Source organism: Streptomyces sp. NRRL WC-3742, from assembly GCF_000720635.1.
Lineage (GTDB): Bacteria > Actinomycetota > Actinomycetes > Streptomycetales > Streptomycetaceae > Kitasatospora.
Genome location: NZ_JOCF01000043.1, coordinates 1 through 24,767, shown reverse-complemented (window position 1 = coordinate 24,767; position 24,767 = coordinate 1). Strand labels below are relative to the sequence as shown.

The 24,767-nt window shown below is 73.4% G+C and carries 22 protein-coding genes and 1 pseudogene; 14 read left to right on the top strand and 9 right to left on the bottom strand.

Annotated features, from left to right (window positions below; translation table 11 throughout):
* Positions 1 to 243 precede the first annotated feature (243 nt).
* Positions 244 to 1,929: an RICIN domain-containing protein gene (locus tag IH61_RS0123320; RefSeq protein ID WP_037973256.1), complete on the top strand. Its 1,686-nt coding sequence runs from the start codon at positions 244 to 246 to the stop codon at positions 1,927 to 1,929.
* A 38-nt stretch (positions 1,930 to 1,967) separates the two neighbouring features.
* On the top strand, positions 1,968 to 3,428 hold the full coding sequence (locus IH61_RS0123315; protein WP_234327301.1) for an arabinofuranosidase catalytic domain-containing protein: 1,461 nt from the start codon (positions 1,968 to 1,970) through the stop codon (positions 3,426 to 3,428).
* A 505-nt stretch (positions 3,429 to 3,933) separates the two neighbouring features.
* Here IH61_RS0123315 and IH61_RS0123305 read toward each other — a convergent pair.
* Positions 3,934 to 6,558, bottom strand: coding sequence for an RICIN domain-containing protein (locus IH61_RS0123305; RefSeq protein ID WP_031072915.1), 2,625 nt, complete (start codon positions 6,556 to 6,558; stop codon positions 3,934 to 3,936).
* Between the two features lie 259 nt (positions 6,559 to 6,817).
* On the opposite strand from IH61_RS0123305, the gene IH61_RS0123300 reads away from it, so the two are divergent.
* From IH61_RS0123300 to IH61_RS0123275, 6 genes and pseudogenes are all read left to right on the top strand, one after another.
* Positions 6,818 to 7,006, top strand: coding sequence for a YegP family protein (locus IH61_RS0123300; protein ID WP_031072913.1), 189 nt, complete (start codon positions 6,818 to 6,820; stop codon positions 7,004 to 7,006).
* A 112-nt stretch (positions 7,007 to 7,118) separates the two neighbouring features.
* A pseudogene (locus IH61_RS0123295) lies at positions 7,119 to 8,252 on the top strand (glycosyltransferase family 4 protein); the annotation flags it as partial.
* A 230-nt stretch (positions 8,253 to 8,482) separates the two neighbouring features.
* A complete protein-coding gene (locus IH61_RS0123290) occupies positions 8,483 to 9,688 on the top strand; it encodes a glycosyltransferase (protein WP_051837758.1) in 1,206 nt (401 codons plus the stop codon).
* A complete protein-coding gene (locus IH61_RS0123285) occupies positions 9,663 to 10,553 on the top strand; it encodes an SGNH/GDSL hydrolase family protein (protein WP_078911334.1) in 891 nt (296 codons plus the stop codon). The genes IH61_RS0123290 and IH61_RS0123285 overlap by 26 nt, the downstream gene beginning before the upstream one ends.
* 158 nt (positions 10,554 to 10,711) lie before the next feature.
* Positions 10,712 to 11,809, top strand: coding sequence for an NUDIX hydrolase (locus IH61_RS44785; protein ID WP_158845203.1), 1,098 nt, complete (start codon positions 10,712 to 10,714; stop codon positions 11,807 to 11,809).
* Positions 11,810 to 11,826: 17 nt separating this feature from the next.
* Entirely contained in the window at positions 11,827 to 12,210 is a 384-nt protein-coding gene (locus IH61_RS0123275; RefSeq protein WP_031072903.1) for a DUF6188 family protein, read from the top strand.
* Positions 12,211 to 12,368: 158 nt separating this feature from the next.
* Here the strand turns inward: IH61_RS0123275 and IH61_RS0123270 are convergent, their stop codons facing one another.
* From IH61_RS0123270 to IH61_RS0123245, 6 genes are all read right to left on the bottom strand, one after another.
* Positions 12,369 to 12,743 carry a hypothetical protein gene (locus IH61_RS0123270; protein ID WP_031072901.1) on the bottom strand — a complete coding sequence of 125 codons (375 nt, stop codon included), beginning with the start codon at positions 12,741 to 12,743 and terminating at the stop codon, positions 12,369 to 12,371.
* A gap of 81 nt (positions 12,744 to 12,824) precedes the next feature.
* The gene (locus IH61_RS0123265) at positions 12,825 to 13,253 is read right to left on the bottom strand and encodes a roadblock/LC7 domain-containing protein (RefSeq protein WP_037973255.1); all 429 of its coding nucleotides are present in this window, start codon (positions 13,251 to 13,253) and stop codon (positions 12,825 to 12,827) included.
* Between the two features lie 34 nt (positions 13,254 to 13,287).
* A complete protein-coding gene (locus tag IH61_RS41275; RefSeq protein WP_031072895.1) occupies positions 13,288 to 14,247 on the bottom strand; it encodes a hypothetical protein in 960 nt (319 codons plus the stop codon).
* Positions 14,248 to 14,305: 58 nt separating this feature from the next.
* Positions 14,306 to 14,689, bottom strand: a complete 384-nt coding sequence (locus IH61_RS0123255; protein ID WP_031072893.1) for a hypothetical protein — start codon at positions 14,687 to 14,689, stop codon at positions 14,306 to 14,308.
* Between the two features lie 317 nt (positions 14,690 to 15,006).
* The gene (locus IH61_RS0123250; protein ID WP_031072892.1) at positions 15,007 to 16,038 is read right to left on the bottom strand and encodes an LLM class flavin-dependent oxidoreductase; all 1,032 of its coding nucleotides are present in this window, start codon (positions 16,036 to 16,038) and stop codon (positions 15,007 to 15,009) included.
* 63 nt (positions 16,039 to 16,101) lie between these two features.
* The gene (locus tag IH61_RS0123245) at positions 16,102 to 17,292 is read right to left on the bottom strand and encodes a peptidoglycan-binding protein (protein WP_031072890.1); all 1,191 of its coding nucleotides are present in this window, start codon (positions 17,290 to 17,292) and stop codon (positions 16,102 to 16,104) included.
* Between the two features lie 411 nt (positions 17,293 to 17,703).
* Between IH61_RS0123245 and IH61_RS0123240 the strand changes: the two genes are divergently transcribed.
* The 3 genes from IH61_RS0123240 to IH61_RS0123230 all read left to right on the top strand — a co-directional run bounded on the left by IH61_RS0123240 (position 17,704) and on the right by IH61_RS0123230 (position 20,921).
* Positions 17,704 to 19,032 carry a DUF6271 family protein gene (locus IH61_RS0123240; protein ID WP_031072888.1) on the top strand — a complete coding sequence of 443 codons (1,329 nt, stop codon included), beginning with the start codon at positions 17,704 to 17,706 and terminating at the stop codon, positions 19,030 to 19,032.
* Complete coding sequence (locus IH61_RS0123235; RefSeq protein WP_031072886.1) at positions 19,029 to 19,541, top strand: GNAT family N-acetyltransferase; 513 nt, start codon at positions 19,029 to 19,031, stop codon at positions 19,539 to 19,541. The genes IH61_RS0123240 and IH61_RS0123235 overlap by 4 nt, the downstream gene beginning before the upstream one ends.
* A 69-nt stretch (positions 19,542 to 19,610) precedes the next feature.
* Complete coding sequence (locus tag IH61_RS0123230; protein ID WP_031072884.1) at positions 19,611 to 20,921, top strand: hypothetical protein; 1,311 nt, start codon at positions 19,611 to 19,613, stop codon at positions 20,919 to 20,921.
* A 16-nt stretch (positions 20,922 to 20,937) separates the two neighbouring features.
* Here the strand turns inward: IH61_RS0123230 and IH61_RS0123225 are convergent, their stop codons facing one another.
* Positions 20,938 to 21,528: a TetR/AcrR family transcriptional regulator gene (locus tag IH61_RS0123225; RefSeq protein WP_031072881.1), complete on the bottom strand. Its 591-nt coding sequence runs from the start codon at positions 21,526 to 21,528 to the stop codon at positions 20,938 to 20,940.
* Positions 21,529 to 21,645: 117 nt separating this feature from the next.
* On the opposite strand from IH61_RS0123225, the gene IH61_RS0123220 reads away from it, so the two are divergent.
* Positions 21,646 to 22,104, top strand: a complete 459-nt coding sequence (locus tag IH61_RS0123220) for a nuclear transport factor 2 family protein (protein WP_031072880.1) — start codon at positions 21,646 to 21,648, stop codon at positions 22,102 to 22,104.
* An 86-nt stretch (positions 22,105 to 22,190) separates the two neighbouring features.
* Here the strand turns inward: IH61_RS0123220 and IH61_RS0123215 are convergent, their stop codons facing one another.
* Entirely contained in the window at positions 22,191 to 23,390 is a 1,200-nt protein-coding gene (locus IH61_RS0123215; RefSeq protein ID WP_031072878.1) for an RNA-guided endonuclease InsQ/TnpB family protein, read from the bottom strand.
* A 17-nt stretch (positions 23,391 to 23,407) separates the two neighbouring features.
* Between IH61_RS0123215 and IH61_RS47110 the strand changes: the two genes are divergently transcribed.
* On the top strand, positions 23,408 to 23,569 hold the full coding sequence (locus IH61_RS47110) for a hypothetical protein (protein ID WP_158845201.1): 162 nt from the start codon (positions 23,408 to 23,410) through the stop codon (positions 23,567 to 23,569).
* Positions 23,570 to 23,731: 162 nt separating this feature from the next.
* Positions 23,732 to 24,751, top strand: coding sequence for a hypothetical protein (locus IH61_RS0123205; RefSeq protein WP_158845198.1), 1,020 nt, complete (start codon positions 23,732 to 23,734; stop codon positions 24,749 to 24,751).
* Positions 24,752 to 24,767: the final 16 nt, after the last annotated feature.

Sequence of the window (24,767 nt, the reverse complement as noted above, 5' to 3'; positions counted from 1 at the left end):
TCGGGAAATCACCACACCCGAGGGCCGACGTCCGGGATCGCGCACCTTGTGAGAAGGGTTGACACGGCGTCGGGGGTGCTGGAGCCTTTCAACCGCCGAAGTCGAGGAATCCGCTGCGGTGATTTTTTCACGGTGAATTGTTAGCGCTCACACTCACTCCCGCCCTTCACCCCCGCCCCGGGTGCGAGGGCCATCCCCGAGTCGCTCTTTGTCATGCCCACGACGCCCACAGGAGGCGATGACATGCTCCACCCGGCCCTGCGCCTCCCACGGCCACCGGCGCGAACCGGCCCGCGAAGGACGCTCGCCTGCGTGCTCTCGGCGTTACTCCTGTCCCTGGCGCTTCCGCTGCTCTCCCTGGGCACGGCCACGTCGGCCGCCGCAGCCGCCCCCACCCCCGCAGCGGGCAACGGCCTGGCGGCCACTCCGCAGATGGGCTTCAACGACTGGAACGCCTACGGCTGCAACGTCTCCGAGTCGCTGATCAAGTCCACCGCGCTCGCCATGCACGACAACGGCATGCAGAGCGCCGGGTACGAGTACGTCAACATCGACGACTGCTGGATGACCCACTCACGGGGTTCCGACGGGCGCCTGGTCCCCGATCCGGGCAAGTTCCCCGACGGGATCAAGGGCACCGCCGACTACGTCCACTCGCTGGGCCTGAAGCTGGGCATCTACGAGTCCGCCGGGCTGCAGACCTGCGCCGGCTTCCCCGGCAGCCTCGGGCACGAGACCGCGGACGCCCAGTCCTTCGCCGCCTGGGGCGTGGACTACCTGAAGTACGACAACTGCTACGCGGGGCCGGGCTGTTGGCTGAACACCTGCCCCAACGGCAACAAGGCACCCGCGCAGACCCGCTACACCGCGATGCGTGACGCCCTGGCCGCGACCGGTCGGCCCATCCTGTTCAGCCTGTGCAACTGGGGCGAGGAGAACGTGTGGACCTGGGGCGCCTCCGTCGGCAACAGCTGGCGCACCACGAATGACATCAACGCGAGCTACTCCAGCATGCTGTCGATCTTCCACAGCAACGTGAACCTGGCTCCCTACGCCGGGCCCGGCCACTGGAACGACCCGGACATGCTGGAGGTCGGCAACGGCTCCCTCAGCGAGGTCGAGAGCCGCTCCGAGTTCAGCCTGTGGGCGGAGATGGCGGCTCCGCTGATCGCCGGCACCAACATCGCCTCGGCGAGCCCGGCCACCCTGGCCACGCTCACCAACACCCGGGTGATCGCGGTGGACCAGGACCCGCTGGGCAAGCAGGGCACCATGGTCTCCTCCGTCAACGGCCTCGACGTGCTGGCCAAGCCGCTGGCGAACGGCGACGTCTCGGTGGCCCTGTTCAACGAGACCGGATCGACCGCGACCATCAGCACCTCCGCCGCCGCGATCGGGAAGACCGGAGCGTCCGGCTACACCCTCACCGACCTGTGGTCCGGTGCGACCTCGACCACCACGGGCACCATCAGCGCCTCCGTCCCGGCGCACGGCACCACCATGTTCCGTGTCGCGGGCGGCACCGGCACCACAACGGGCGGCGCGGTGCGCGCGGTCGGTGCGGGCAAGTGCCTGGACGTGCCGAACTCGACCACCACCCCGGGCACGCAGGTGGCCATCTGGGAGTGCAACGCCCAGGCGAACCAGCAGTGGACGTACACCTCGTCCAACCAGCTGACCGTCTACTCCGGCAGCGGCCAGCAGATGTGCCTGGACGCGGACCACAGCCAGACCACGCCCGGGACCAAGGTCGGGATCTGGACCTGCAACAACCAGCCGAACCAGCAGTGGAAGGTCAACACCGACGGCACCGTCACGGGCGTCCAGTCCGGACTCTGCCTCGACGTCACCGGCCGGTCCACCGCCAACGGCGCCCCGGTCGACCTGTGGACCTGCAACGGCCAGAGCAATCAGCAATGGGCCCGCTGATACTCCCCCGCAGCCAGGGACGGATGGAGAGGCAAGCCATGAGAACGCTCACCCGCGTGTTCGCCACGATCCTGCTGGTCGTCGGCACCCTGACCGGCACGGGAGGACTCGCCGGTACCGCGCAGGCCGCCGCCACCGGCCCCTGCGACCTCTACGCGGCGGGCGGGACGCCCTGCGTGGCCGCGCACTCCACGACGCGTGCGCTCTACTCGGCGTACAACGGAGCGCTCTACCAGGTCCGGCGGGCCTCGGACGGCAGGACGAAGGACGTCGGCGTCGGCAGTGCCGGGGGCGTCGCCGACGCGGCCGCCCAGGACGCCTTCTGCGCGGGCACCTCGTGCGTGGTCACGGTGGTCTTCGACCAGTCCGGACACGGCAACGACCTCGCGTACCAGGGCCCCGGGGGCGCCGGAGGCAGCGACACCCCGGCCAGCGCGACCAGCGAGGCCCTCGCGCTCGGCGGCGCCAAGGCGTACTCCCTGTACATCAACCCCGGGAACAGCTACTGGCACGACGGGTCCTCCTCCGGGATGCCGCTCGGCAGCGCCCCCCAGGGTGCGTACATGGTGACCAGTGGCGTGCACGTCAACGGCGGTTGCTGCTTCGACTACGGGAACAGCGAGACGGACCGGAAGGCGGACGGCGCGGGCGCCATGAACGCCATCTACTTCGGGACCAGTTGCTGGTTCGGCGGCTGCTCGGGGACCGGACCGTGGGTACAGGCCGACCTCGAGTACGGCCTGTACTCCGGCGGCAGCCAGTCGTGGAACCAGAACCAGCGGCCCTTCTCCAGCCGCTACGTCACCGCGATGCTGAAGAACAACGGAACCTCCCGGTTCGCACTCAAGGGCGGTGACGCCCAGTCGGGCGGGCTCACCACGCTCTGGAACGGCGCGCTCCCGCCCGGCTACAGCCCGATGAGGCAGCAGGGCGCCGTCATCCTGGGCAGCGGTGGCGACTGCTGCGCCGGCAACACCAACCAGAGCCTCGGGACGTTCTACGAGGGCGCCGTCGTCAGCGGCTACCCGTCCGACGCCACCGACAACGCCGTCCAGGCCAACATCACGGCGGCCGGCTACAGCGTCGGCACGGGCGGCGGCGCCGTCACCGGCCCGCTGCACGCGGTCGGGGCCGGAAAGTGCCTGGAGGTTCCCAACTCCAGCACCACCGGCGGCACCCAGGCCCAGATCCGCTCCTGCTCCGGAGCTGCCAACCAGGCGTGGACCGCCACCCCCGGTGGCCAGTTGACGGTGTACTCCGGCAGCAGCCAGATGTGCCTGGACGCCGACAACAGGGGCACCGCCAACGGCACCAAGGTGATCATCTGGCCCTGCAACGGACAGCCCAACCAGCAGTGGATCCGCAATGCCGACGGCACCGTCACCGGCGGCCAGTCGGGGCTCTGCCTGGACGTCGGGGGAGCGTCGACGGCGAACGGCGCCCCGGTCCAGCTCTGGGCCTGCAACGGGCGGAGCAACCAGCAGTGGCGGCTCGGATGACCCTCGACGGGGAGAGTCCGTCGAGACGCCGTTCCTGCCAGGTTCCCGCCCCGCCCCGCCATGTGTCCGTAACGTGGCGGGAACCCGGCAGGAACCCGGCAGGACGGGCCCCGTGCAGAATGGCCCCGGATCCGGACGGGAGAGTTCCGGATCCGCGCGGGAGAGAGGCAGACCGGGGTGATCGCTGCTGAGCGGGCGGTTCGGCTCGTTGGGCTCGTAGTATCCGAGCCACCGGTTGCCGGTGGCCGCGCCGGGCCAGCCGCCGCCCTGCTGCGGGGTGAGCCAGGCGTATGCCTGCCCCTGGTTCCAGGTGGTGGTGCCCCAGTCGATCCGGCGGTTGGCCCAGAAGTCCGCCGCTTCCTGCGCGGCCCTCCAGTCCCACCCGGAGACGCCGGCCGGCGGGTTGGTGCAGGTCTGGGTGCAGGCGCCGGGCAGGCGGGACTGACACCCGGTTGTGAGGAAAGCCGAGGGGTGCCTCCCAGGAGAGGCACCCCTCGGCTCGGGATCAGGAGGGGTCGCCGTACACCACGCCGCGGCCGTAGCTGCCGAGGTAGACGCGGCCGAACACGTCGGGGTCGCCCGTGATGACGTTGATGACGGTCCCGCCGTACTGGTGCTGGTCGTCGTTGATCCGGACCCAGGTCGAGCCGGCGTCCGTGGAGCGGAACAGCCCGGTCACGCCCTTGACCGTCCCGCTGAGGTAGAGGGCCTGGTACGAGGCGCCCGGTGCCGCCTTGCCGAAGCCGACGCCGCTCGCCTCGTCCACCCCGGCGACCTTGGTGAAGCTCGCCCCGCCGTTGGTGGAGTGCAGCAGGCCGCCGTCCTTGGCCGAGATCCACAGGTCACCCGCGACACCCGGGACCGCCTTGAGCTGACCGTAACCCACGCCGGTGGCGCGGGCGGTGAAGTGCCGTCCGCCATCGGTGCTCGCGTACAGGGTGCCGCCGCTGAGGGCGTAGAAGGTGCTCGCCGTCGAGCGGTCGGCCACCACCTCCGCGTCCTTGGACAGGCCGGAGACCGCCGTCCAGGACGCGCCGCGGTCGGTCGACAGGAACGGCGGCTGGCCCTGCGGGGTCCACACCACGGTCGCGCCGTCCGCCGAGACGGCCGTGGAACCGCTGACCGCGTCGCCCGTCGGCGCCGCCGCGAACGGCTTCCAGTTCGCTCCGCCGTCGGTCGAGTAGGCGCCGTGCTGCTCGCCGCCGGAACCGACCCGCACGGAGAACTCCGGCTTGGCCTGGGCGAAGTCGATACCCGTGGTGGTGGTGAACTTCGGCCCGGCCAGTACCTTGGCGGAGGGCTTGGTCAGGTCGTCGTGCCGGAACCCGCTGACGTCGCCGAGCGCGCTGACCAGCGGGAGACCGGACGGCTTGATCAGTCCGTTGGTCGCGGTCTCCTCCACCCCCTTGGGGATGGTCCAGTGGGTGGCGCCCCCGCCGTCCGCCGCGGTCACGTCGTTGCTGCCCCACATGCCCGATCCGGTGCCGTACAGGACGTGCCCGGAGTCGAAGGGGTCGATGGCCAGCGCGCCCATCCAGTGCCCGATGCCGGTGCCGATGTAGGGCGCCGCGGAGTCGTCGCGCGCGGCCGTCGCGTTGAGCGCCTTCCAGGTGGCGCCGCCGTCGGTCGACCGGTACAGCTCCTCGTTGGGCCACCAGCGGTTCAAGGTGGTGACCATCACCGTGCCCGGGTGCTGCGCGTCGACCGCGAGGCCCGCGAAGCCGTAACTGCCGCTGGCCGGCGAGATGTTCTTCCACGCCCCCGTGGCCGGCGTGTACTTCCACACCGAACCGGCCGTCACCGGCTGCGGGCCCGGCCCGTTGCTGTACGTCAGGTAGAACGAGCCGTCGCCGGAGAGCACGCCGTGGTGCGGCAGCTGACCCGTCGGCTGGCCGGGGACGGCCTGCCAGGTGCTGCCGCCGTCGGTGGAGCGGTACAGCGAGGTGGACTTGTCCGCCACGCCCACGTAGATCGTCCTGCTGCCCGCCGGGCCGAAGGTCACGAAGGACAGGCCGACCCCGCTGCTCGCACCGTCCTTGACCGGGAAGGCACCGACCTGGCTCCAGGTCACGCCGTAGTCGGTGCTGCGCCACAGGCCGTTCTTGCGGGTGCCCAGGTAGAGCGTGCTGTGGTCGGAGGGGTCCACCACCAGCCGCTCGCCCATCGACCGGCCGTCCTCGTTGCCGCCCAGCTTGAACGGCAGGTCGGTGCGCTGGAAGGTGCGGCCCTGGTCGGTGGAGCGCAGGATCGAGCCGTTGCCCGCCCAGCCGTTGGTGTACGTGCCGCTCGCCAGGTACAGCCGGTTCGGGTCGACCGGGTCGGTGGCCAGGCTCTCGATGCCCAGCAGGTTCCAGTCCGCCCCGCCGATCCAGTCGGTCAGCGAGATCCACTGGCCGGCGCCGGTGTCCCAGCGGTACGCGCCACCGATGTCGGTCCGCGCGTAGAGCAGGTCCTTGCGGGACGGGTTGAAGACGAAGCCGGTGACGAACCCGCCGCCGCCGATCTGGGCGTTCTTCCACACGTACGATCCGGAGCCCTGCGCGCCGCCGGTCGCGGCCCCGGGCACCTTCACCAGCTTCCACTGCTGGTTGGCACCGCCCCAGCTGGGCCACTGGATGATCTGCGTGCCCTGGTCCATGGAGCTGCCCGTCACATCCAGGACCTGACCGCTCCTACGGGAGGTGAAGGTGACGGCGTCGGCCCCGCTCACGTCGCTGATCCGCCACTGCTGGGAGGGGGCGGACCGGTCCGTCTGCTGCTCGGTGACGGCGCCCTGGTTCGTCGCGTCGCCCACGATGCCCAGCACCTTGCCGCTGTTGCGGTTCACCAGCTCGTAGTAGCCGTCCCCGGTGGACTTCAGGCGCCACTGCTGGTTGGCCGTGTTCTGGTCCGTCCACTGCTGGATACGGGTGCCGTCGGCGCCGGAGAAGGCGTTGACGTCCAGCACCTTCCCGCTGCGCACCGACACCAGCCGGTAGTAGGCACCGTCGTCGACCACCGCAGCCTGCGAGTCCTCGTGCACGAACACGAAGTACGACCCGACGGCGACGGGCACACCGAGCAGCAGCGCGGTAGCACTCAGACGACGGCGGTGACGCCCACGGCGTCGGCTGTGGGGGGAGTTGCTCATGGGTCGAATTTCTCCTTGCGAAGCATGCGTCAGGGGAGAGCGGATCGCGGCATCCGGAACCGACCGGATCCGTCTTCCCGTTGCCACCGCTTCCGCAAAGGGTTGCCGCGAGTCCACAGATTTCTTTCGGCGGCCCGTCCCGCACCCGCCCCCGCGACCCGAATGGCCGCCACCCGACTGGGTCAACTGACCTGCACTCCACGGGGTTTGGCCCTACTTTTCATCGTGGGGGTCACCTGAGCGAGAGGTACGTACTGACATGGCCGGGAAGTTCGAGCTGTACACGGACGAGAGCGGGATGCACCGGTTCCGGCTCAAGGCGAGCAACGGGACGGTCGTGGTCACCGGCGATCCGCAGGAGAGCAAGGACGACTGCCTCAGGAGCATCGAGTCCATCCGCAAGCTCGCTCCGTACGCCGAGCTGAAGGAGGCCGCCGGGTCGGTCTGACCGGAGCGGATCAGCCCCTGCGCGGGTCGGTGGTGCAAATCGCCGACCCGCGTTCGCTTGTACGACAGATCCCTTTGGCCGGGTGCATGCCGGGTGTGGACAGAAATTCAGCATGCGCGTCGCCATCGTCACCGAATCCTTCCCTCCCGAGGTCAACGGAGTCGCCCACAGCGTGCTGCGGACGGCCGAGCACCTGGTGCGCCGGGGCCACCGGCCCCTCGTCGTCACCCCGGCTCCCGCGCGGAGCGCCCACTGCCCGCCGCAGAGTTTCGGCGGCGGGGCCGAGACCGCCGAGATCCCGGTGGTGCGCATCCCGTCGATGCCGCTGCCGGGGTACCCGCAGGTGCGGATCGCGCTGCCGAGCCGGCAGCTGGCGGCCGCGATCGCCGGGCACCGGCCGGACATCGTCCACCTGGCCAGCCCGTTCGTGCTCGGCGCGCGCGGGATGCAGGTCGCGGCGCGGCTCGGGGTGCCCGCCGTGGCCGTCTACCAGACCGATCTGGCGGGCTACGCGCACGCCTACCGCGCCGGGCGGGGGCTGGGCGAGGCCGCCGCGTGGCGGCGCATCCGGTCCGTGCACCGGGCCGCCGCCCGGACGCTGGCGCCGTCCACGCCGGCCGCGCAGGACCTGACGGCGCACGGGGTTCCCCGGGTGCAGCTGTGGCCGCGCGGAGTCGACTCGGTGCGCTTCCACCCCAGGCACCGGGACGAGGCGCTGCACCGGGCACTCGCGCCGGGCGGGGAGGTGCTGGTCGGGTACGTCGGGCGGCTGGCGCCCGAGAAGCGGGTGGACCTGCTGGCGGCGACCTCGGCGCTGCCCGGGGTGCGGGTGGTGGTCATCGGGGACGGGCCCTCCGCGCCCGGGCTCAAGGCGGCCATGCCGGGGGCGGTGTTCCTGGGGCGGCGCACCGGGGAGGAGCTGGCGCGTTGTTTCGCCACCCTCGACGTGTTCGTGCACACCGGGCCGCTGGAGACCTTCTGCCAGACCATCCAGGAGGCCATGGCGAGCGGGGTCGCGGTGATCGGCCCGGCGGCGGGCGGCCCGCTGGACCTGGTGGGGCACCACCGGACGGGGCTGCTGGTGCCGCCGAGGGACGGCGTGGCGATCGCCCGGGCGGTGGCCGAGCTGGCCGCCGATCCGGATCGGCGGGCGGGGTACGGTCTGGCGGGGCGGGCGGATGTGACGGCCCGGACGTGGGAGGCGGTCGGGGACCTGCTGCTGGGGCACTACGCGGAGGTGCTGGCGGAGGGCCGCGACAAGGGCGTAGCGGTTGGGGTCACTACGGAAGCGGTCGCGGCGGAACCGGTCGCTGCGGGGACGATCGCGGCGGAGTCGGTCGTCGCGGAGACGGTCGTCGCGGAGACGGTCGTCGCGGAGACGGTCGCGGCGGAGACGGTCGCGGCGGAACCGGTCGTCGCGCGGGCCGACGACCGGCTCGCCGCCGGGCAGGTCACGACCGTCGAGGAGCTGCCGGCATGAGCGCGGAGCCGTCCGGTGCGCCGCTGACCGTCGTGCGGCTCGCCAACTTCGTCACCCCCGTCTCCGGGGGCCTTCGCACCGCGCTGCGCCACCTCGGCGCCGGGTACCGGGCGGCGGGGCACCGGCCGGTGCTCATCGTGCCCGGGGAGCGGCGCAGCGAGGAGGAGACCGACCAGGGCCTGGTGATCACCCTGCCCGGGCCGGTGCTGCCCGCCAGCGGCGGTTACCGGCTGCTCGTCGACCGCGCGGCCGTCGCCGCCGAGCTGACCCGCCTCTCCCCCGACCGGCTGGAGGTCTCCGACCGCACCACCCTGCGCTGGACGGGCGCCTGGGCGCGGCGGCACGGCGTGCGCTCGGTGATGGTCTCGCACGAGAGCGCCGCCGGGGTGCTGCGCACCTGGGGCGTGCCGGGCCCGCTGGCCGACGCGGCGGCCGACCGGCTCAACGCGGCGACGGCGCGGGAGTACGACGCGGTGCTGTGCACCACCGACTGGGCGGCGGCCGAGTTCCGCCGGATCGGAACGCCGAACCTCGTCCGGGCCCCGCTCGGGGTGGACCTGACCGCGATGCGGCCGCTGGAGCCGCGGGTACGGGCCGAGGAGCGGGCCCGGTACGCCGCGCCGGACGAGACGCTGCTGGTGCTCTGCTCGCGGCTCTCGGCGGAGAAGCGGCCCGAGCGGGCGCTGGAGGCGCTGGCCGCGCTGCGGGCCCGGCGGGGGCCGGCCGTGCTGGTGGTGGCCGGCACCGGGCCGCTGCGGGCGAGGCTGGAGCAGCGGGCCCTGCGGCTGGGGCTGCGGGTGCGCTTCCTCGGGCATCTGGGCGAACGGGCGGCGCTGGCACGGCTGTTGGGGTGTGCGGACGTGGCGCTGGCACCCGGGCCGGTGGAGACCTTCGGGCTGGCGGCGATGGAGGCGCTGGCCTGCGGGACGCCCGTCGTGGTGAGCCGCTCCTCCGCCCTGCCCGGGCTGATCGGGCTCGCCGGGGTGGCGGCGGCCGACACGGGCGCCGGATTCGCCTCGGCCGTACGGGAGTTGCTGGCGCGGCCGGAGTCGGCGCGGCGGGCGGCGGCCCGGGCGCAGGCGGAGCGGTACGGCTGGCCGGCGGCGGTGGGAGCGTTCCTGGCCGCGCACCGGGTCGCCCGGGTGGCCAACTGCGAGACTCTGGACGGGGGTTGGGATGAGCCTGCTCGACAGCGGGTGTGACCTGGCGGCGGACGGCGACGACCGGCGGGAGGCGTGCGGGTTCTCGCGCTTCGTCGCGCTCGGGGACTCCCTGACGGAGGGCGTCGGCGACCCCGCGGGCGAGGGCTGGCGCGGCTGGGCGGCCGTCCTGGCCTCGGCGCTGGCCGGTGGCGGGCGGGAGGTGGAGTTCACCAACCTGGCGCGCAGCGGGGCACTGACCACGGACCTGACGGTCCGTCAGCTGCCGGAGGCGTTGGCCCTGCGTCCGCAGCTGGCGGCCGTGGTGGTCGGCGGCAACGACACCCTGCGGGCGGGCTTCGACATCCGGCGCAGCACCCTGCAACTGGACGAGGTGCTGGGCGAACTCACCGCGCACGGCGCGGTGGTGCTCACCGCCTGCCTGCCCGACCCCGGAACCCTGCTCGGCCTCCCGGCCCCCCTCACCCGCCCGCTGGCCCGCCGGATGCGGGCCGTCAACACGGTGGTGCACGCCCTCACCGAGCGCCACCGGGCCGTCCACCTGCACATCGCCGACCTGCCCTGGCTCGCCGAGCGCCGCCTCCTCAGTGTGGACCGCCTCCACCCCAGCGCCGAGGGCCACCACCTCATCGCCCGCCGGTTCCACACCCTGCTCTCGGACAGGGGCCACCCCCTCGGCCCCCCGCCGCCCGCCGCCCCGGCCGAGGCCCCGCCGAGCCGCTCCGCCGACCTGTGGTGGATGGCCACCCAGGGCACCCGCTGGCTCGCCGCCCGCAGCACCGACCTCCTCCCGGGCCTCCTCGCCCTCGCCGCCGCCGAGGGCTACGCCCGCCTCCGCGGCGCGAGCCGCCGCCACGACGAACGGATGGCCCGGGCGGCGGCCCAGGCCCTGGCCTCGCTCGGGTAGTCGGGCGGCGCCGGCGACGGCCTCCGCCGGTGTCCGTCGGCCGACTCCGGCCGTTACACCGTGGTGAGCCGCTCCAGGACACGACAGGCCCCGGGAACCGGTACCGACAGGACCGAGGGTGATCGGGGCCGGGGCGGGGGAAGGATCACCGGGTGAACGTGAGCGGGCGAGCGCAAGGGGGCCGGGTGGACGGGCGGGGGCTGTTGGCGGCGGCGGGGGTGCTGTTCCCGGACGGGCGGGGGCGGGTGATGGTGGTGCGACTGCCGTACGACCGGAAGCATCCGGTGGCGGTCCCGGGTGGCGGGTGGGAGCCGCAGGACGAGTCGCTGCGGGAGACGGCGGTGCGGGAGGTCCGGGAGGAGCTGGGGTTCACCCCGGTGCTCGGGCCACTGGCCTGCGTGGACTGGGCGATGAGGGAGGGCCGGCCGCCGATCGTGGCGTACCTGTACTGGGCGGAGCCGCTGACGCGGGCGCAGGTGGCGGCGCTACGGCCGGACGCGGCGGAGGTCGGCGGGTGGACGTGGCTGACGGAGGCGGACGCGGGGCGGGCGCTGCCGCCGAGGCTGTCGCGACGGGTGCTGGCCTGTCTGCGGGCGCCGCGTACGGCCGGTCCGCTGGAGCTGGAGGACAGCTTTCCGACGGGGCACACCCGGGCGCTGCCGGAGGTGGGCGGGCCGGCTCCCGAGTACCTCGGGGCGGCCGCCGCGCCGGGGCTCGGCGGCGGGGGCGCGCCCGCCGAGCCGCCGCCGCTGGACCGGGAGACGTACTACGCGACCAGGCCCCGGATCCGGGCGAAGGCGCGGGCGCTGTTCACCGACGAGGCCGGGCGGGTGCTGCTCGTACGGCTGAGGCCGTGGGAGGGGCCGCGCGGCGAGGTGCCGTACTGGACGCTGCCGGGCGGCGGTGTGGAGGCGGACCGGGAGACGCCCCGGGAGGCGGCGCGGCGGGAGATCGCCGAGGAACTGGACTGGCGGGTCGAGCCGGGGCGGCTGCTGGCGCTGGACTGGCAGCCGCTGGACACCAACGGCGAGTGCCCGGTCCTGGTGTACGTGTACGACGGCGGCCGGGTGACCCCGGAGCTGCTGGACACGGTGGTGCTGCAGGAGGAGGAGCTGGTGGACTGGCGCCTGTGCGGGCCGGAGGAGGCGCGGGCGCTGCTGACCGGGCCGTCCTGGGGGCGGACGGCGGCCGCGCTGGCGGCCCGGGAGGGCAAGGGCGGGCCGGTGGAGCTGGTGCGCGGGCGGGAGGCGCGGTGAGTCGTCACACTGGTGGCGTGGACGAGGCGATCGCGCGGGTGCTGGACGGGCGGCGGGTGGAGTCGGTCGGCGGCGGCGCCAGGCTGGAGCTGGGGTTGGCCGGGGCGGTGACCGTCCGGGTGGCGCACGAATTCCGGTACGCGGCGCCCTCGTTCGCCGCGCCCGAGGAGGTCGAGCACTTCTTCCCGGCGCTGACCTTCCGCCCCTCCCCCGGGCTGCTGGCGCTGGTGGGCCGTACGGTGGGCTCCGCCCGGATCACCCTGGCGGGCGGGCTGGAGCTGGGTTTCGCGGAGGGCGGGGCGCTGTCGGTGCCGCCGCACGCGGTGCTGGCGCCGTGGAGCGTGCTGACGGCGGCCGGCGAGGTGTGCGGGCTGCCGGGCGGCGACGTGAGCTGGCCCTGAGCGCCGGGGTGGCCGGAACCGCAACGAGCCGGACCTGCAACGGGCTGGAACCGGAACGAGCCGGGACCCGCAACGAGCCGGGACCCGCAACGAGCCGGGACCCGCAACGAGCCGGGACCCGGCGGAGCCTGAGCTCTCCGCCGGGGCCGGGGGCCGGCTCAGACCTCGAGGTCGGCCTCTATCCGGATGAGCTGGTGGCGGGCCATGGCGAGATTGGCGCGGCCGCGGTCCAGCGCGAGGTACAGGAAGAGGCCCTTGCCGCCGCGGCCGCTGAGCGGGCGGATCAGGTGGTACTGGCTGGTGAGGGTGATGAGGATGTCCTCGATCCCGTCCTGAAGGCCCAGCATGTCCATGGTGCGCATCTTGGCGCGGACCACGTCGGTGTTCCCCGCGGCGGCGACGTTGAGGTCGATTCCGCCGGGGCCGTCGAGGGTGGCGAGCGCCATGCCGCTGTTGTAGTCGACCAGGGCTCCGCCGAGGGCGCCCTCGATGGTGGTCATGGCCTGCTTGAGCGCGCCGGCTGCGTCGGTCATTCTCGTGTCTCCAGTTCGATCGTCGGGTGCGGGTTGCTGGTGGAGCGGAGGGGTGAAGGGGTGGAGGGGAGGAGCGAATGGTCAAGTGCCGGGTAGCAGCGTCTCGTTGAGCAGCCCGGCGATCCCCTTGGCGCAGCGGCGGGCCTCCAGGTGGAGCCGTCCGACGTTGACGTCGGGGTGGGCCAGGAGGGTCAGCACGCAGCTGCCGCCGGCGGCGTAGGTGGCGACGTAGCCGTGCTCGCCGCGCACCAGCGACTCGCGGAACTCGCCCTGGCCGGTGGTGTCGGCGAGCCGCTGGGCGAGGGAGAGCGCGGCGGCCGTCATCGCGGCCAGTCCGGAGGGTTCCGTCCCGTGGGTGTCGTGCGCGATCAGCAGTCCGTCGACGGTGGCCACCAGGCCGCCCGCGAGGTGCGGGACGCGCTGCTTGACCGCGCGCAGTTCGGCGAGCAGCTCGGTCTCCAGGGCGATGAGGTGTCTCCTTCCGACTCGCTGCTTGAGGGCCCGCCTCATGGCCGGGACTGCGGGGTCGCGGGCGGGGAGTGGGTCAAAGTCGGGCCTCCAGTAGGTCTCGGACCCGGGTCAGCAGCGCGATGTCCGGGTCGGGGACGGTCAGCGGGTGGGCCGCTGCCGTGGCGGGCGGGTGGTCGGAGCGTGCGGGGGCGGGGGCGGGGGCGGCGCGCAGGGTCGCCCCGGGGACCCTGCGGTGCAGTCCGCCGAGGCCCCGCCGGGCGCCGGGCGCTCCGGGTGCTCCGGGTCCGTCCTGGGCGGCTTCGAGCAGTCCGGCGGCGGCGAGGCGGCGCACGTCCGCCGTGACACCGAAGCCGGAGCGGCCGAGCAGTCGGGCCAGGTCGGCGGGGGTTCTTCGGCCGTCCGCGTGGTCGAGCAGTTCACGGCTGCGGCGCCCGGCCGTACGGTGCTCGGGCAGGCGGCCGCGTTCGCCGGGGCGGACGGGTTCGGTGTCGAGGCGGGCGGAGGGCCAGAGGCCGTCGAGGAGGCGGCGGCGGCGCTCGACCTCGCGGTGCAGGCGGTCGGGGTCGACGGCGGCGACCTCGCCGAGCCAGTGGCGGGTGTCGGCCTCGAAGCGCCAGGTGCCGCCGGCCGGGTCGGCGAGGACGAAGAAGGCGGCGTCGAACAGGGTTCCCAGGTGGCCGAGTTCGAGCTCGCCCCGGGTGAGGACGCGGCGCTCGACCAGTTCGGCCGCGACGCGGGAGTGCGGGCCGTGGGTGTGCAGCAGTTCGGTCCAGCTCTCGGGGGTGATCAGTGCGCTGACGGTGAGCAGGTCGGCCAGGCCGGGGGCGCGGGGGGACTCGGCGGCGCTCACCAGGCCGCCGACCAGGTGGAGGGTGCCGAGCGGGCCGTGCAGGGCGCCGGTGGCGCGGCGGGCGGCGAGCAGGTCGAGCGCCTCGCCGGGGGTGCGGGGTTCGCCCGGAGTACGGGGCTCCCCGGGGGTGCGGGGCTCGCCTGGCGGGGGCGGTGCGGCGGGCGCGGTGGCGGTGGCGGTCACGGGCGCGCTCCCCCGGCACCCGGATTCGCCGATGACTGGAAACCGACGGGCATCGCACTCACCCCAGCACCAGGTCCTCGGCGAGCGACTGGAGCCGGAAGCGGGCGGCGGCGAGGTTGCCCTCGGCGCGGTCGAGCCACAGGTGCAGCACCAGCCGGTTGTCGAAGACGGTGTCGATGAAGCGGATCAGGTGGTAGCTGCGGCCCGCGGTGACGATGATGTCCTCCAGTGGCGAGCCGGCGTCCTCGGCCGCGGTGAAGGTCTGGCTCTCGACGGCCGCCCGCACCAGGTCGGTCGCCTCGGCGGCGGAGGTCTCGTGCTCGCCGGTCGGGCTGTCGCCGAGGCTGCCGAGCGCCAGCCCGCTGCTCCAGTCGACCAGGCTCGCGGCGCGGGCCCCGGCGATCGTCATCGCCCCGGAGAGGCATTCGTCGATACCCGGCACACCGGCTCCTTCACGGGGTCTGGGCGGCCGGGGCGCGGCACCGCCCCGGGCCGAATCGCCACCAGCAGTGGCAGGTCCGACACGGAAGGCTACTGCCGTAACCCGTCGGCCGAACATTCCGATGGCATATTCACACCGGATTCGACGGTTTCCAGCCAAGGTCTGACGATCAGTCAATCATGCCAATGTGGCAAACCCGCTGGCCGCCCGACCGCCCGTGGACACCGTCAACCGGCCACCTGGCAGGGGACCTTGACCGATACCCGGCCACCACGGAAGGCGACGTCGCCGAAAGTACGATAAGGCGACTCGATGGGTCACACCGGCGCCGAGGAGCCCCGGACTTGACCGAACGCCTCCGCCAGCAGCCGGTGGGAGTCCAGCAGTTCGACTCGGTCGTAGGTGCTGGTGGCGAGCAGGAACTCGTCCGCACCGGTGCGCTCCACCAGGGCGCGCAGCTGCTCGGCCGCCTGCTGCGGGGTGCCGGAGATGTGGCCCTTCATCGACTGCTCGAAGGCGGCGCGTTCGCGGGCGCTCATCTCCAGGGCCCGGACCTCGGCCGCCGGGGCGAGCGGAGGGAACTCGCCGTGGGTGCGGGAGTAGGCGCCGGCCCACGCCTCGGGCACCAGCAGTTCGCGGGCCCGTTCGGCCGTCCTCGCGACCGCCACCGTGCCGGAGACGATCACGTACGGCTCGGCGGCCTGCAAGGAGGGCCGGAAGCGCTCGCGGTAGCGGTCGACGGCCGCGAGCATCCGGTCCTCCCCGCGCGGGGCGGCGATCACCAGTGGCAGGCCCGCCTCGGCGGCGAGGTCGGCGCCCTCGCCGGTGGCCAGGACGTACGCGGGCACCCGCAGGCCCTCCGCCGGGCGGGCGTGGACGCCCCGGTGGGCTTGCTGGGTGCCGTCGAACCAGCCGATCAGCTCGGCGAGTTGGGCGCCGAAGTCGTCCGCCGCGTCCTTCTCCCGGCCGAGCGCGCGCCGGACGCCGTCGGTGAAGCCGACCGAGCGGCCCAGGCCCATGTCGATCCGGCCGGGGAACAGCGCGGCCAACACGCCGAACTGCTCGGCGACCACCATCGGCTGGTGGTTGGGCAGCATCACCCCGCCGGTGCCGACCCGGATGCGGGAGGTCGCCGAGGCGATCGCGGCGGCCAGCACCGTCGGCGCGGAGCCGGCGACGCCGGGCACGCCGTGGTGCTCGGAGACCCAGATGCGGTGGTAGCCGAGCCGTTCGACCTCGCGGGCGAGGGCCACCGTGGCGCGCAGCGCCTCGGCGGGCTCCTCGCGCCGCCTGGTCCGGGAGCGGTCGAGGACGGAGAGCCGGATCGGCTGCTTGCTCGCGCTGGTCACGTCCGGCAGAACGCGCCGGTGCGCGGGCGGAATTCCCGCGTCCGTCCCGAATAGGGGCCCCTACTACGAGGTCACCTCGAACCCCCCGGCCGCGCCGAGGCGCTGGAGCGAGTCCCGCCCCGGGAGGCCGTCCGCCGCCGACCCGCTGTAGCCGCAGCGCCGCTGCCACGCGGCGTAGGCGGCGATCGTGAGGGTGCCGTACGAGCCCCTCACCCAGCGCTGTTCGAGCAGCCCCTCGTCCGCGAGCGCCTGCTGGACGATGGCGACCTCGGAGCCGTACGTGCGGTGGTCCTGCTCGGCGGGCGGGTCGGCGTGGGCGGCGGCGAGCAGGTGGGCCAGGGAGACGGTGCGCGGGCCGGGCAGGTAGCCGAGCAGGCGCAGCAGTGAGTCCTCGCCGGGGACGCCGTCCGCCGCGCCGCCGGTGTAGCCGAGGCTGCGCTGGTAGTCGGAGTAGTTCTCGGTGTCCGCGTCCGTCCAGTTCGGGCCCGGGCCGGAGTGGTAGTGCCCGCCGTACCCCCTGGCCACCAGGGCTCGGCCGACGGCCGTCACCTGGTAGCCGTGGGCGCCGTAGCCGTACGCGAGGCCGTTGATGGAGACCTGGTAGCGCGCCGGGGTGCCCTCGGCGGGCGGCGCGGGGCGCGAGGGCGGGGTGCCCGGGGAGCCGGTGCCGGTGAACTCGGGCCAGGAGCCCGGGTCGGTGTGGTCGTTGTACGGGACGTGGGCGTGGGCGTACCAGCCGCCGCTGCGCTCCCAAACCTGTTCGTCGCGGCGGCCGGAGAAGTCGACGGGCCTGCCCATCGGCCAGGTGTCGGGCACGCCCCAGGAGGCGATCCAGGCGTGGATGCGGTCCCAGCCCGCGCAGGGGGTGTCGACCAGGCGGGGGTAGACGGCGCCCTGGTGGCGGCAGTAGGGGAAGAAGACGGCTTCGATCTGGATGACGACCCGGCCGGCCCGGTTGGTGCGGGTGGGGCTCGGGCCGGGGCTGAGCAGGCTCTTGGAGCGGGAGTCGGCGGGGAAGAGCTGGGCGGTCCGGCCGCTGAACGGGTCCCAGACCAGATGCGGGGCGTCGCCGGCGCCGCTTCCGGTGAAGTAGCTGACGAGGTCCTCGTAGGAGCACCAGTCCTGGGGCTCGGCGGCGCTGGCGTTGCGGTCCCAGGTGATGTGGGCGATGGCCTTCGGCGGGTACTGCTGGTCGGTCGGCGCGTGGTCGCCGAGGTCGTGGATCTCGGCTCCGGGCAGCCACAGCTCGGGCATGCGGATCTCCTCATCCGAACGGCGTAGGAACGTCGTCCGGAGGTATCGGCAGATCAACCGACCGGATTGACCCCGAACCGTCGGTTTCCCGGGGATCGGCGCCCCGAGGCCCCTCCGCGGCCCCTCTGAACCCCCTCGGCCCGTCCGGCCGTTCGGATCCGAGAGGGGGGTTCGCGCGCCCGTGCGAGGCGAGGGGGCGAGGAGAGGGGCCGCGACGAGGGCCGCGACAAGGGGCGCGGCGAGGGGCGCATTGCACCCCGCCGGGGCCCCGCTGTCAATCGTTGACTTCGGCAATGGTCTAGTCCACGGTGGTGCGGCGGACCGGCCACAGCCCGCGCCCGCGGGCCCTCGCGTGCGCTCAACCGACCGCCGTGGAACCGAATCTGACGATCCGACGGAGAACCCCGCACCATGCAAAGAGTCTGCCTCGCCCTGCCCACCATGCGCCCCTGTCCCGAGACCATCGTGGAGCTCGCCGAGGAGGCCGCCTACGCCGTCGCGAACTTCGAGGTCGAGGTGCACCTCGTCGTCCTCGACACCACCGAGGGCGCCGAGTTCGCGCGGAACGCGGACGCCGTGGCCTCGCTGCCCTCCGTCCCCGGCGTCACCGTGCACCACCTCGGCAACGAGGCCCAGCGCGCCTTCTTGCTGCGCGTGGCCCGGGACTCCGGCGCCGCCGACCCCGAACTGCTGCTGGAGCTGATGCTCCCCGAGAACGCCGTCGCCTACGGCTCCTGCGTCAACCGGCTCTTCCTGGCCGCCGCCGCCCTGGGCTGCACCTCCACGCACCTGCGCAACGACGACGCCGACTTCCAGGTCGTCGACGGGCAGAAGATGTTCTCCATCCACCACGAGCTGCTCTCCATCGGCAAGCCCGCCGGCGAGGCGGCGGGCGCAGTGACCCGCTCCGAGCTCGACCCCGCCGACGTGGACACCCCGGTCCTGCTGGTCAGCGGCGCCTTCATCGGCGAACTCTGCGTGGACATCAGCGAGATCCGCGAGCTCGACCCGGACATCTACCGCGAGGTCGTGCGCCTGTGGGCCCCGCCGGTGTGGTCCGACGAGGAGAAGGACGCGATGGTCGAGCTCTCCTTCAAGGGCGCCGGCACCGCCGCCTTCACCACCGACGAGTCCGTCCTCGGCGTCCCCGACATCTGGGACGTCTACATGTGCAACGTCGCCATGGACCACCGGGGTTACGAGGTGCTGCCGCTGCTGCCCTCCACCGAGACCATCGGCAGCGACTACGCCCTGCACCACGCCATGGTCCACGCCAGGATGCCCGGCGTCGTCCACAACCGCCACATCGTCAACTACTACACGCCCGAGCGCCGCACCGACGACGGCTTCGCCGCGTACCAGATGCGGTTCGTCAAGTTCCTGCTCTCGATGCTCTACCTGTACCCGGTCTACGGCGGCATGATCGACCTCGGCCGCAGCATGATGGACGAGCACCACGTCCTGCGGGCCGAGCCCATCCTCGACCTGGTGCGCGGCAGCCTCGACTGGGACCGCACCGGCAACGAGCACTGCCTGGACGTCCTCGACCGCTGCTACCGCAAGCTCGGCGGCAGGTACGCCGACGTCGCCGACACCGTGGCCGGGCGGCGCCGGCAGCTGCTGGACGAGGCGCAGGCCGACGCCGAGCTCTGGGCGGTGCTGATCGAGAACTGGGCGCCGATGGTGGCCGCCGCCCGTGCCAAGGGCCTCGGCGGCATCTCCGAGGTGCCGGCCGGGTGAGCGAGGAGTTCACGATCCGGCTGCTGGCCGACGGCGACTGGGCAGCCGTCGTCGCCCTGGAGCACGACGCCTACGCCGCCGACGGCCTCTCCGAGGGCGAGGAGGCGCTCAGGTCGCGCGGCAGCAGCTCGCCGCGGACCTGCTTCGTCCTGGAACGGGACGGCGTGGTGCACGGCTACCTGCTGAGCCTGCCGTACCCGCCACTGCGCTGCCCGGACCTCACCCGGCCCGAGGAGGAGGCGTTCGCCTCCGAGAACCTGCACGTCCACGACCTGGTGATCGCCGAGGAACTGCGCGGCAAGGAGGTGGCGCTCGGCTTCATGCGGCACTTCCAGCGGGAGGCGGGCGCCCAGGGCTACCGCACCATCTCCATGGTCGCGGTGCGCGGCGCGGACATCCTGCTGCGCCTCCTCGGCTACCGGGCGCACCGGGAGGTGGCGGTCCCGCCCTGCTACGGGCGGCGCGCGGTCTACATGTCGACCCCGGTACCCGGGGCGCCCGCTCACTGAACCGCACCGGTGCGCGTGGCGAGGGAAAACGGGCGGCGGCGACGGCCCCCGGGCGGGCATGATGCCCGGATGCCGTCGCTGCTGTCCGCCCTCGCCGAGAACCCCGCTCTGCCGCCCGAACTGCTCCAGCGCCTGGTCGACGCCGCGCCCGACGATGAATTCCTGGCCAGGGAGCTGGCCTGCCGCACCGACCTCGACCCCCAACAGGCCATCGCCCTGGCCGCGTTGCAGGAGGACTCCCCGTACGGGCTGGCCGCGCTCGGCGTCCCGGTCGGCGATCCGCTCGCGCAGCCCGCGCTGGCGGTCGCCCTGCTCGACGAGGGCCGGGGCCGCCCGGAGTGGGCGCTCGCGCTCGCCCGCCACCCGGACTGCGACACCCGCATCGGGCTCGCGAGCTGCCCGGGGCTCCCGGACGCGGTGAGCGACCTCCTCGCGGCGGACGGGGAACCGGACGTCGCCGCCGAACTCGCCCATTTCACCGGACGGTCGGACCTGCTGCGCACCCTGGCCGGGCATCCGGCCGCCCAGGTACGGCGAGGCGTCGCGGGCAACGAGGCCACGCCGCCGGAGCAGCTGGCCTCACTGCTGCTCGACGAGGAGGTAGGGGTCCGCGAACGCGCGGCGGGCAACCCCGCCACCCCCGCCGACGCGGCCGCGCGGCTGGCCACCGACCACCTGCTCGTCCGGCAGGCGCTCGCCGAACACCCCGGGCTGCCGGAGGAGGCCCAGCGGCTCCTCGCCGAGGACGAATACCCGTGGGTGCGTGGCAATCTGGGGCTCAACGCCGCGACCGCCGAGCCCCTGCTGCGCCGTCTCGCCACCGACGCGGACGCATCGGTACGCAGGCAGGTCTCCCTGAACGAGGCCGTCCCGCTCGACCTCCTCGCTGCCCTCGCCCTCACCGTCCGCATCGGTCCCACCCTGCTCGACCGCATCGCCGCCGCCACGCCCGCCGAACTCGCGCAGCTCGCCGCCTCCCCCGAACCCCGGGTACGGATGCTCGCCGCCCAGCGCCGCGACCTGCCCGCCGCCCTCCGCGACCGGCTGGCCTCGGACGCGGACGCCAAGGTGGTGAAGTCCGTCGCCCCGCACCCGGGCTTCGGCACCGCCCAACTGTCCGACATGTACGAGCGGTTCGGCGCCCAGGTGGCCGCCACCCTGGCCACCAACCCCGACGCGCCCGCCGCACTGCTGGACCGCATCGCCGAGACGGCCCCGCCCGTCGCCAAGGCCCTGCGCGCCGTCGCCCGGCACGCCCACGCCTCCCCCGCCGCCCTCGCCGTCTGCCTCGCCTCCGCCGACGCGCGCACCGCCGAAGGGGCCGCCGCCAACCCGGCGCTGCCGGTCGCGATGATGGCCGCCCTGATTCAGCAGGCGTGACCGACCCGCCCGGCTCTCAGGTGCGGGCGGCGGCCATCAGCGCCCCGGCCGCCGTACGGGCCGTACGGGCGGCGGCGGGGTCGCCGGTGATGGCGGCCGTGGTGATGGCGCCGTCGATCAGGAGGAGGAGTTGGTCGGCGAGGGCGGCCGGGTCGTCGACCGGCAGAGCGCCCGTGAGGGTGGCCACGTAGGTGCGGAGGGCGTGTTTGTGGTCGCGGGCGGCGGCGGCCACCGGGGCGGAGGTGGCGCCCAGTTCGCCGAAGGAGTTGATGAAGGCGCAGCCCCGGAAGCCAGGGGCGGCGAACCACTCGTGGAGCCAGTCGAAGACGGCGAGCAGCGCCTCCTCCGGCGCGGCGGCCCGGCGGGCGACGTGGCCGGCCAGATCGGCGCGCCAGCGTTCGTCGCGGCGGCGCAGGTAGCCCTCGACCAGGTCGGCCTTGGAGGGGAAGCACTGGTAGAGCCGTTTGAGCGAGACTCCGGCGGCGGTGCGCAGTTCGTCCATGCCGACGGCCTGGATGCCGCGTTCGTAGAAGAGCCGCTCGGCGGCGTCGAGCAGTCGTGCGTGTGCCTCGTCGTGGCTCGTCGGGCTTGCCGCCGCGCCTGCCATCGTGCCTCCCACTGGCGTCGAGAACGATCGTTCTCTAGAGTATCGGACAGAGGGGAGAACGACCGTTCTCTCACCTTGAGCCCCAGCACCGAGGCCCACCAGGAGAAGGAGCACGCCGTGGCACCACGCCCTCCGTTCCCGCCGTTCGACGAGGAGACCGCGCTCCGCAAGGTCCAGGCCGCCGAGGACGCGTGGAACACCCGCGACCCCGAGCGCGTCGCACTCGCCTACACCGAGGACTCCGTCTGGCGGAACCGGGACCGGTTCGCCACCGGCAGGCGGGAGATCACCGACTTCCTGCGCGAGAAGTGGGAGCGCGAGCTCGACTACGCCCTGCGCAAGGAGCTGTGGACCTTCGGGGGCGACCGGATCGCGGTGCGCTTCCAGTACGAGTACCGCGAGGCGGGCGGCCAGTGGTGGCGCGCCTACGGCAACGAGCTGTGGGAGTTCGCCGAGGACGGGTTGATGCGCCGCCGGGAGGCGAGCATCAACGAGGTCGCCATCACGGAGGAGCAGCGGCGCATCTTCGGCCCCCGCCCGGAGGCCGAGCGGGGAGCGCCCCTCCCGATCCAGTAAGCACCGAACACAGGGCCCAGATGCCACGGCATCCGGGTACTACCAGATCCAGGTGACTCCTCCCAGGCTGATGCTGGGGCTTCTCGCTAATCCTTGAGGGTGTCGCGACGGGCCAGCCCGGCCCGTAGAACATTGACGGCTCCCACGGTGTCGGCGTGCGCCCGGTGGCCGCATGCGACGCAATGGAACGTCTCCTGGGTGGGCCGGTTCTCCTTGGCGGTGTGCCCACATACGGGGCACCGCCGTGAGGTGTTGCGGGGATCCACGGCGATCACCTCCCTACCGGCGCTCTCAGCCTTGCTTGTCAGGATCGTCAGGAACACCCCCCACCCGGCATCCGAGATCGAACGATTCAGTCCCGCCTTCGCGGCGGCTCCGTTCAGGAGGAAGCCGCCCGGCCGTCCAGGGTCGGGCCTGGGCGCGGGAGTGCGCAGCATGTTGCGGATCTTGAGGTCTTCGTACGCGATGATGTCGTGTCGGCGCACCAGGTCGATGGCGGTCTTGTGAGCGTGGTCGAGCCGCTGGCGGCGGACCTTGCGGTGCGCGTCGGCGACGCGCTGAACCTGCTTGCGTCGACGGTTGCTGCGGCGGTTACACCGCGACAGGGCCTGCTGCGCGCCTTGGAGTCTCTGGGCAGCCTTGTGGCCGTGGCGGGGGTTCGGAATGAACCCGCCGCCCGAATCGGCGAGGAAGTTAGCGATGCCCAGGTCGATGCCGACCACGCTGCCAGTCGCGGGCAGCGGCTCCGGCCGCTCCTGTTCAACGGTGAGGAGGACGTACCAGCGGCGCCCTTCGCGCTTGACGCTGACGGTCTTGACCCTGCCGACCACCTGCCGGTGCTGGTTGACCCTCACGTGGCCAACGCCCTGGAACCGGACACGGGTCACCGGGTCGTGCGGTGTGGAGTCCCAGCGGCAGCCGTCACCATCCCTGGGGAAGTCAACGGTGTCGAACCGGTTCACCCCCCGAAACCGGGGGTAACCGGGGGTCTCACCGGCTTTGACCCGCCGGAAGAATGCCTGCATCGCCTTGTCCAGACGACGCAAGGTGGCCTGCTGGCTGGAGAACGACCAGCGACCCTGACACTCCGGATCGAACGCCCGGATCTCCTTCAGCTGCGCCGACTGCTCACCATAACGGACCGTCGTTCTGGAGACGTGCCGGTAGGCGTCACGACGCTCCTGCAACGCCCCGTTGTACAGCGTGCAGTGGTCCCGCAGCATCGCGGCGAGCTGCTGCTCCTGGCCCACGGTGGGCCTGATGAGGAACTTGTACGAACGGATCACCCGGCCCACCCCTCTCGATGTCTGTGTTCAACCTGCCACAGGCCACTGACACCGCCGAAGCCTCCGGCGTGGACGGCGCCCTGCCCGCCCTCCTGGCCGAGGCCGTCCGGCGCGGCGTCGAGGCGGGCGACGGCTCGGCGAGCCTGACCAGCCTGGTGGCGCGCTTCCGCCGGGCGTAGCAGGCCGAGGGGCCGGTTGCCCGGGCGCACCAGCGGCCACTCCCGCCCCTCGGGCCCCGGCGCCTGTTGCAGTTCCGTCTCCGTTGCGACCGGAGGGCGTACGAACCGGCCGCCCGTACGGGATCGTGGAGGGCAACGGCTGGTGCGGCAAGGGGAGTTGCCATGGGGGACGGTCGGGAGCTGACACCGAGGGTGGTCGCGGCGCTGCTGAGACCGGCGCCGGGGGCCACGGCGGAGGTCGTACGGGCGCGGCTGCGGGTGACGCCGGACGGGGCGCGGGTGGTGGCGGCCGCCGAGGCGAGCCCCGAGGACGCCGGGGCGCGGGCCGAGCTGTCGGCCGCCGTCGCCCGGCTCCTCGCCACGGACGCGGCGTTCGCCCAGTACCTCGGGACCACCGAGCTGGGCGGGGCCGCCGATCCGGACACCGTCCGGCTCAAGACCGGATCCGGTCCGTCCACCGTCCAGCTCAGGACGAGAAGCAGCCCGTCCACCGTCCAGCTGAGGATCCCCGGCGGCGGCGCGAAGGCCCTCACGCGCGGCGCCGGGATCCCGATCATCACGGCTCTGGTGCTGGTCCTGGTCGCCGCCCTGGTCGCGATCGGTGTCCGCCTGAGCTCACGCCCGGTGCTCGACCCCGGGCTCGCCCGCGACGGGCACTCGCTGCGCGAGCCGGCGCAGCTGCGGACCGTCCTGCCGGACCTGCCCGCGCTCCCGCAGGTCGCCTGGGCGGTGGAGTCCGGCCCGTCCTCGGGCACCGGCAGCGGAGGCGACGTGCCCTGCCTCGTCCCGGAACCCTCGGACGGATGCCCGGGCCAACTCGCCTACGCCACCGAGACGTTCCGGGTGTCCGTGATCGCGACCACCCGGTTCTCCGTGATCGCCTTCGACTCCCCGCAGACCGCCGAACGCGCCTTCGCCACCCTGCTCGACCGGATCGGCGGCTCGAAGGACGCCACCGCCGCGCCCTTCCCGCAGGTCGGCGACCAGAGTGCCGCCCGCACACACGGCGCGACGGGCGCCGACGCGATCGTGCGCATGGGTGCTGTCCTGCTCCACGTCCACGACTCCGGCTCGCCCCTGACAACCCTCACCGCGCCGACCGACCTCGCCCGCCTGCTCACCGCCCGCCTGCAGCAGGCCCTGGAGGGCCGCCACCCCGACGCCGACGTGCGCACCACCTGACAGCCCGCACACGAAC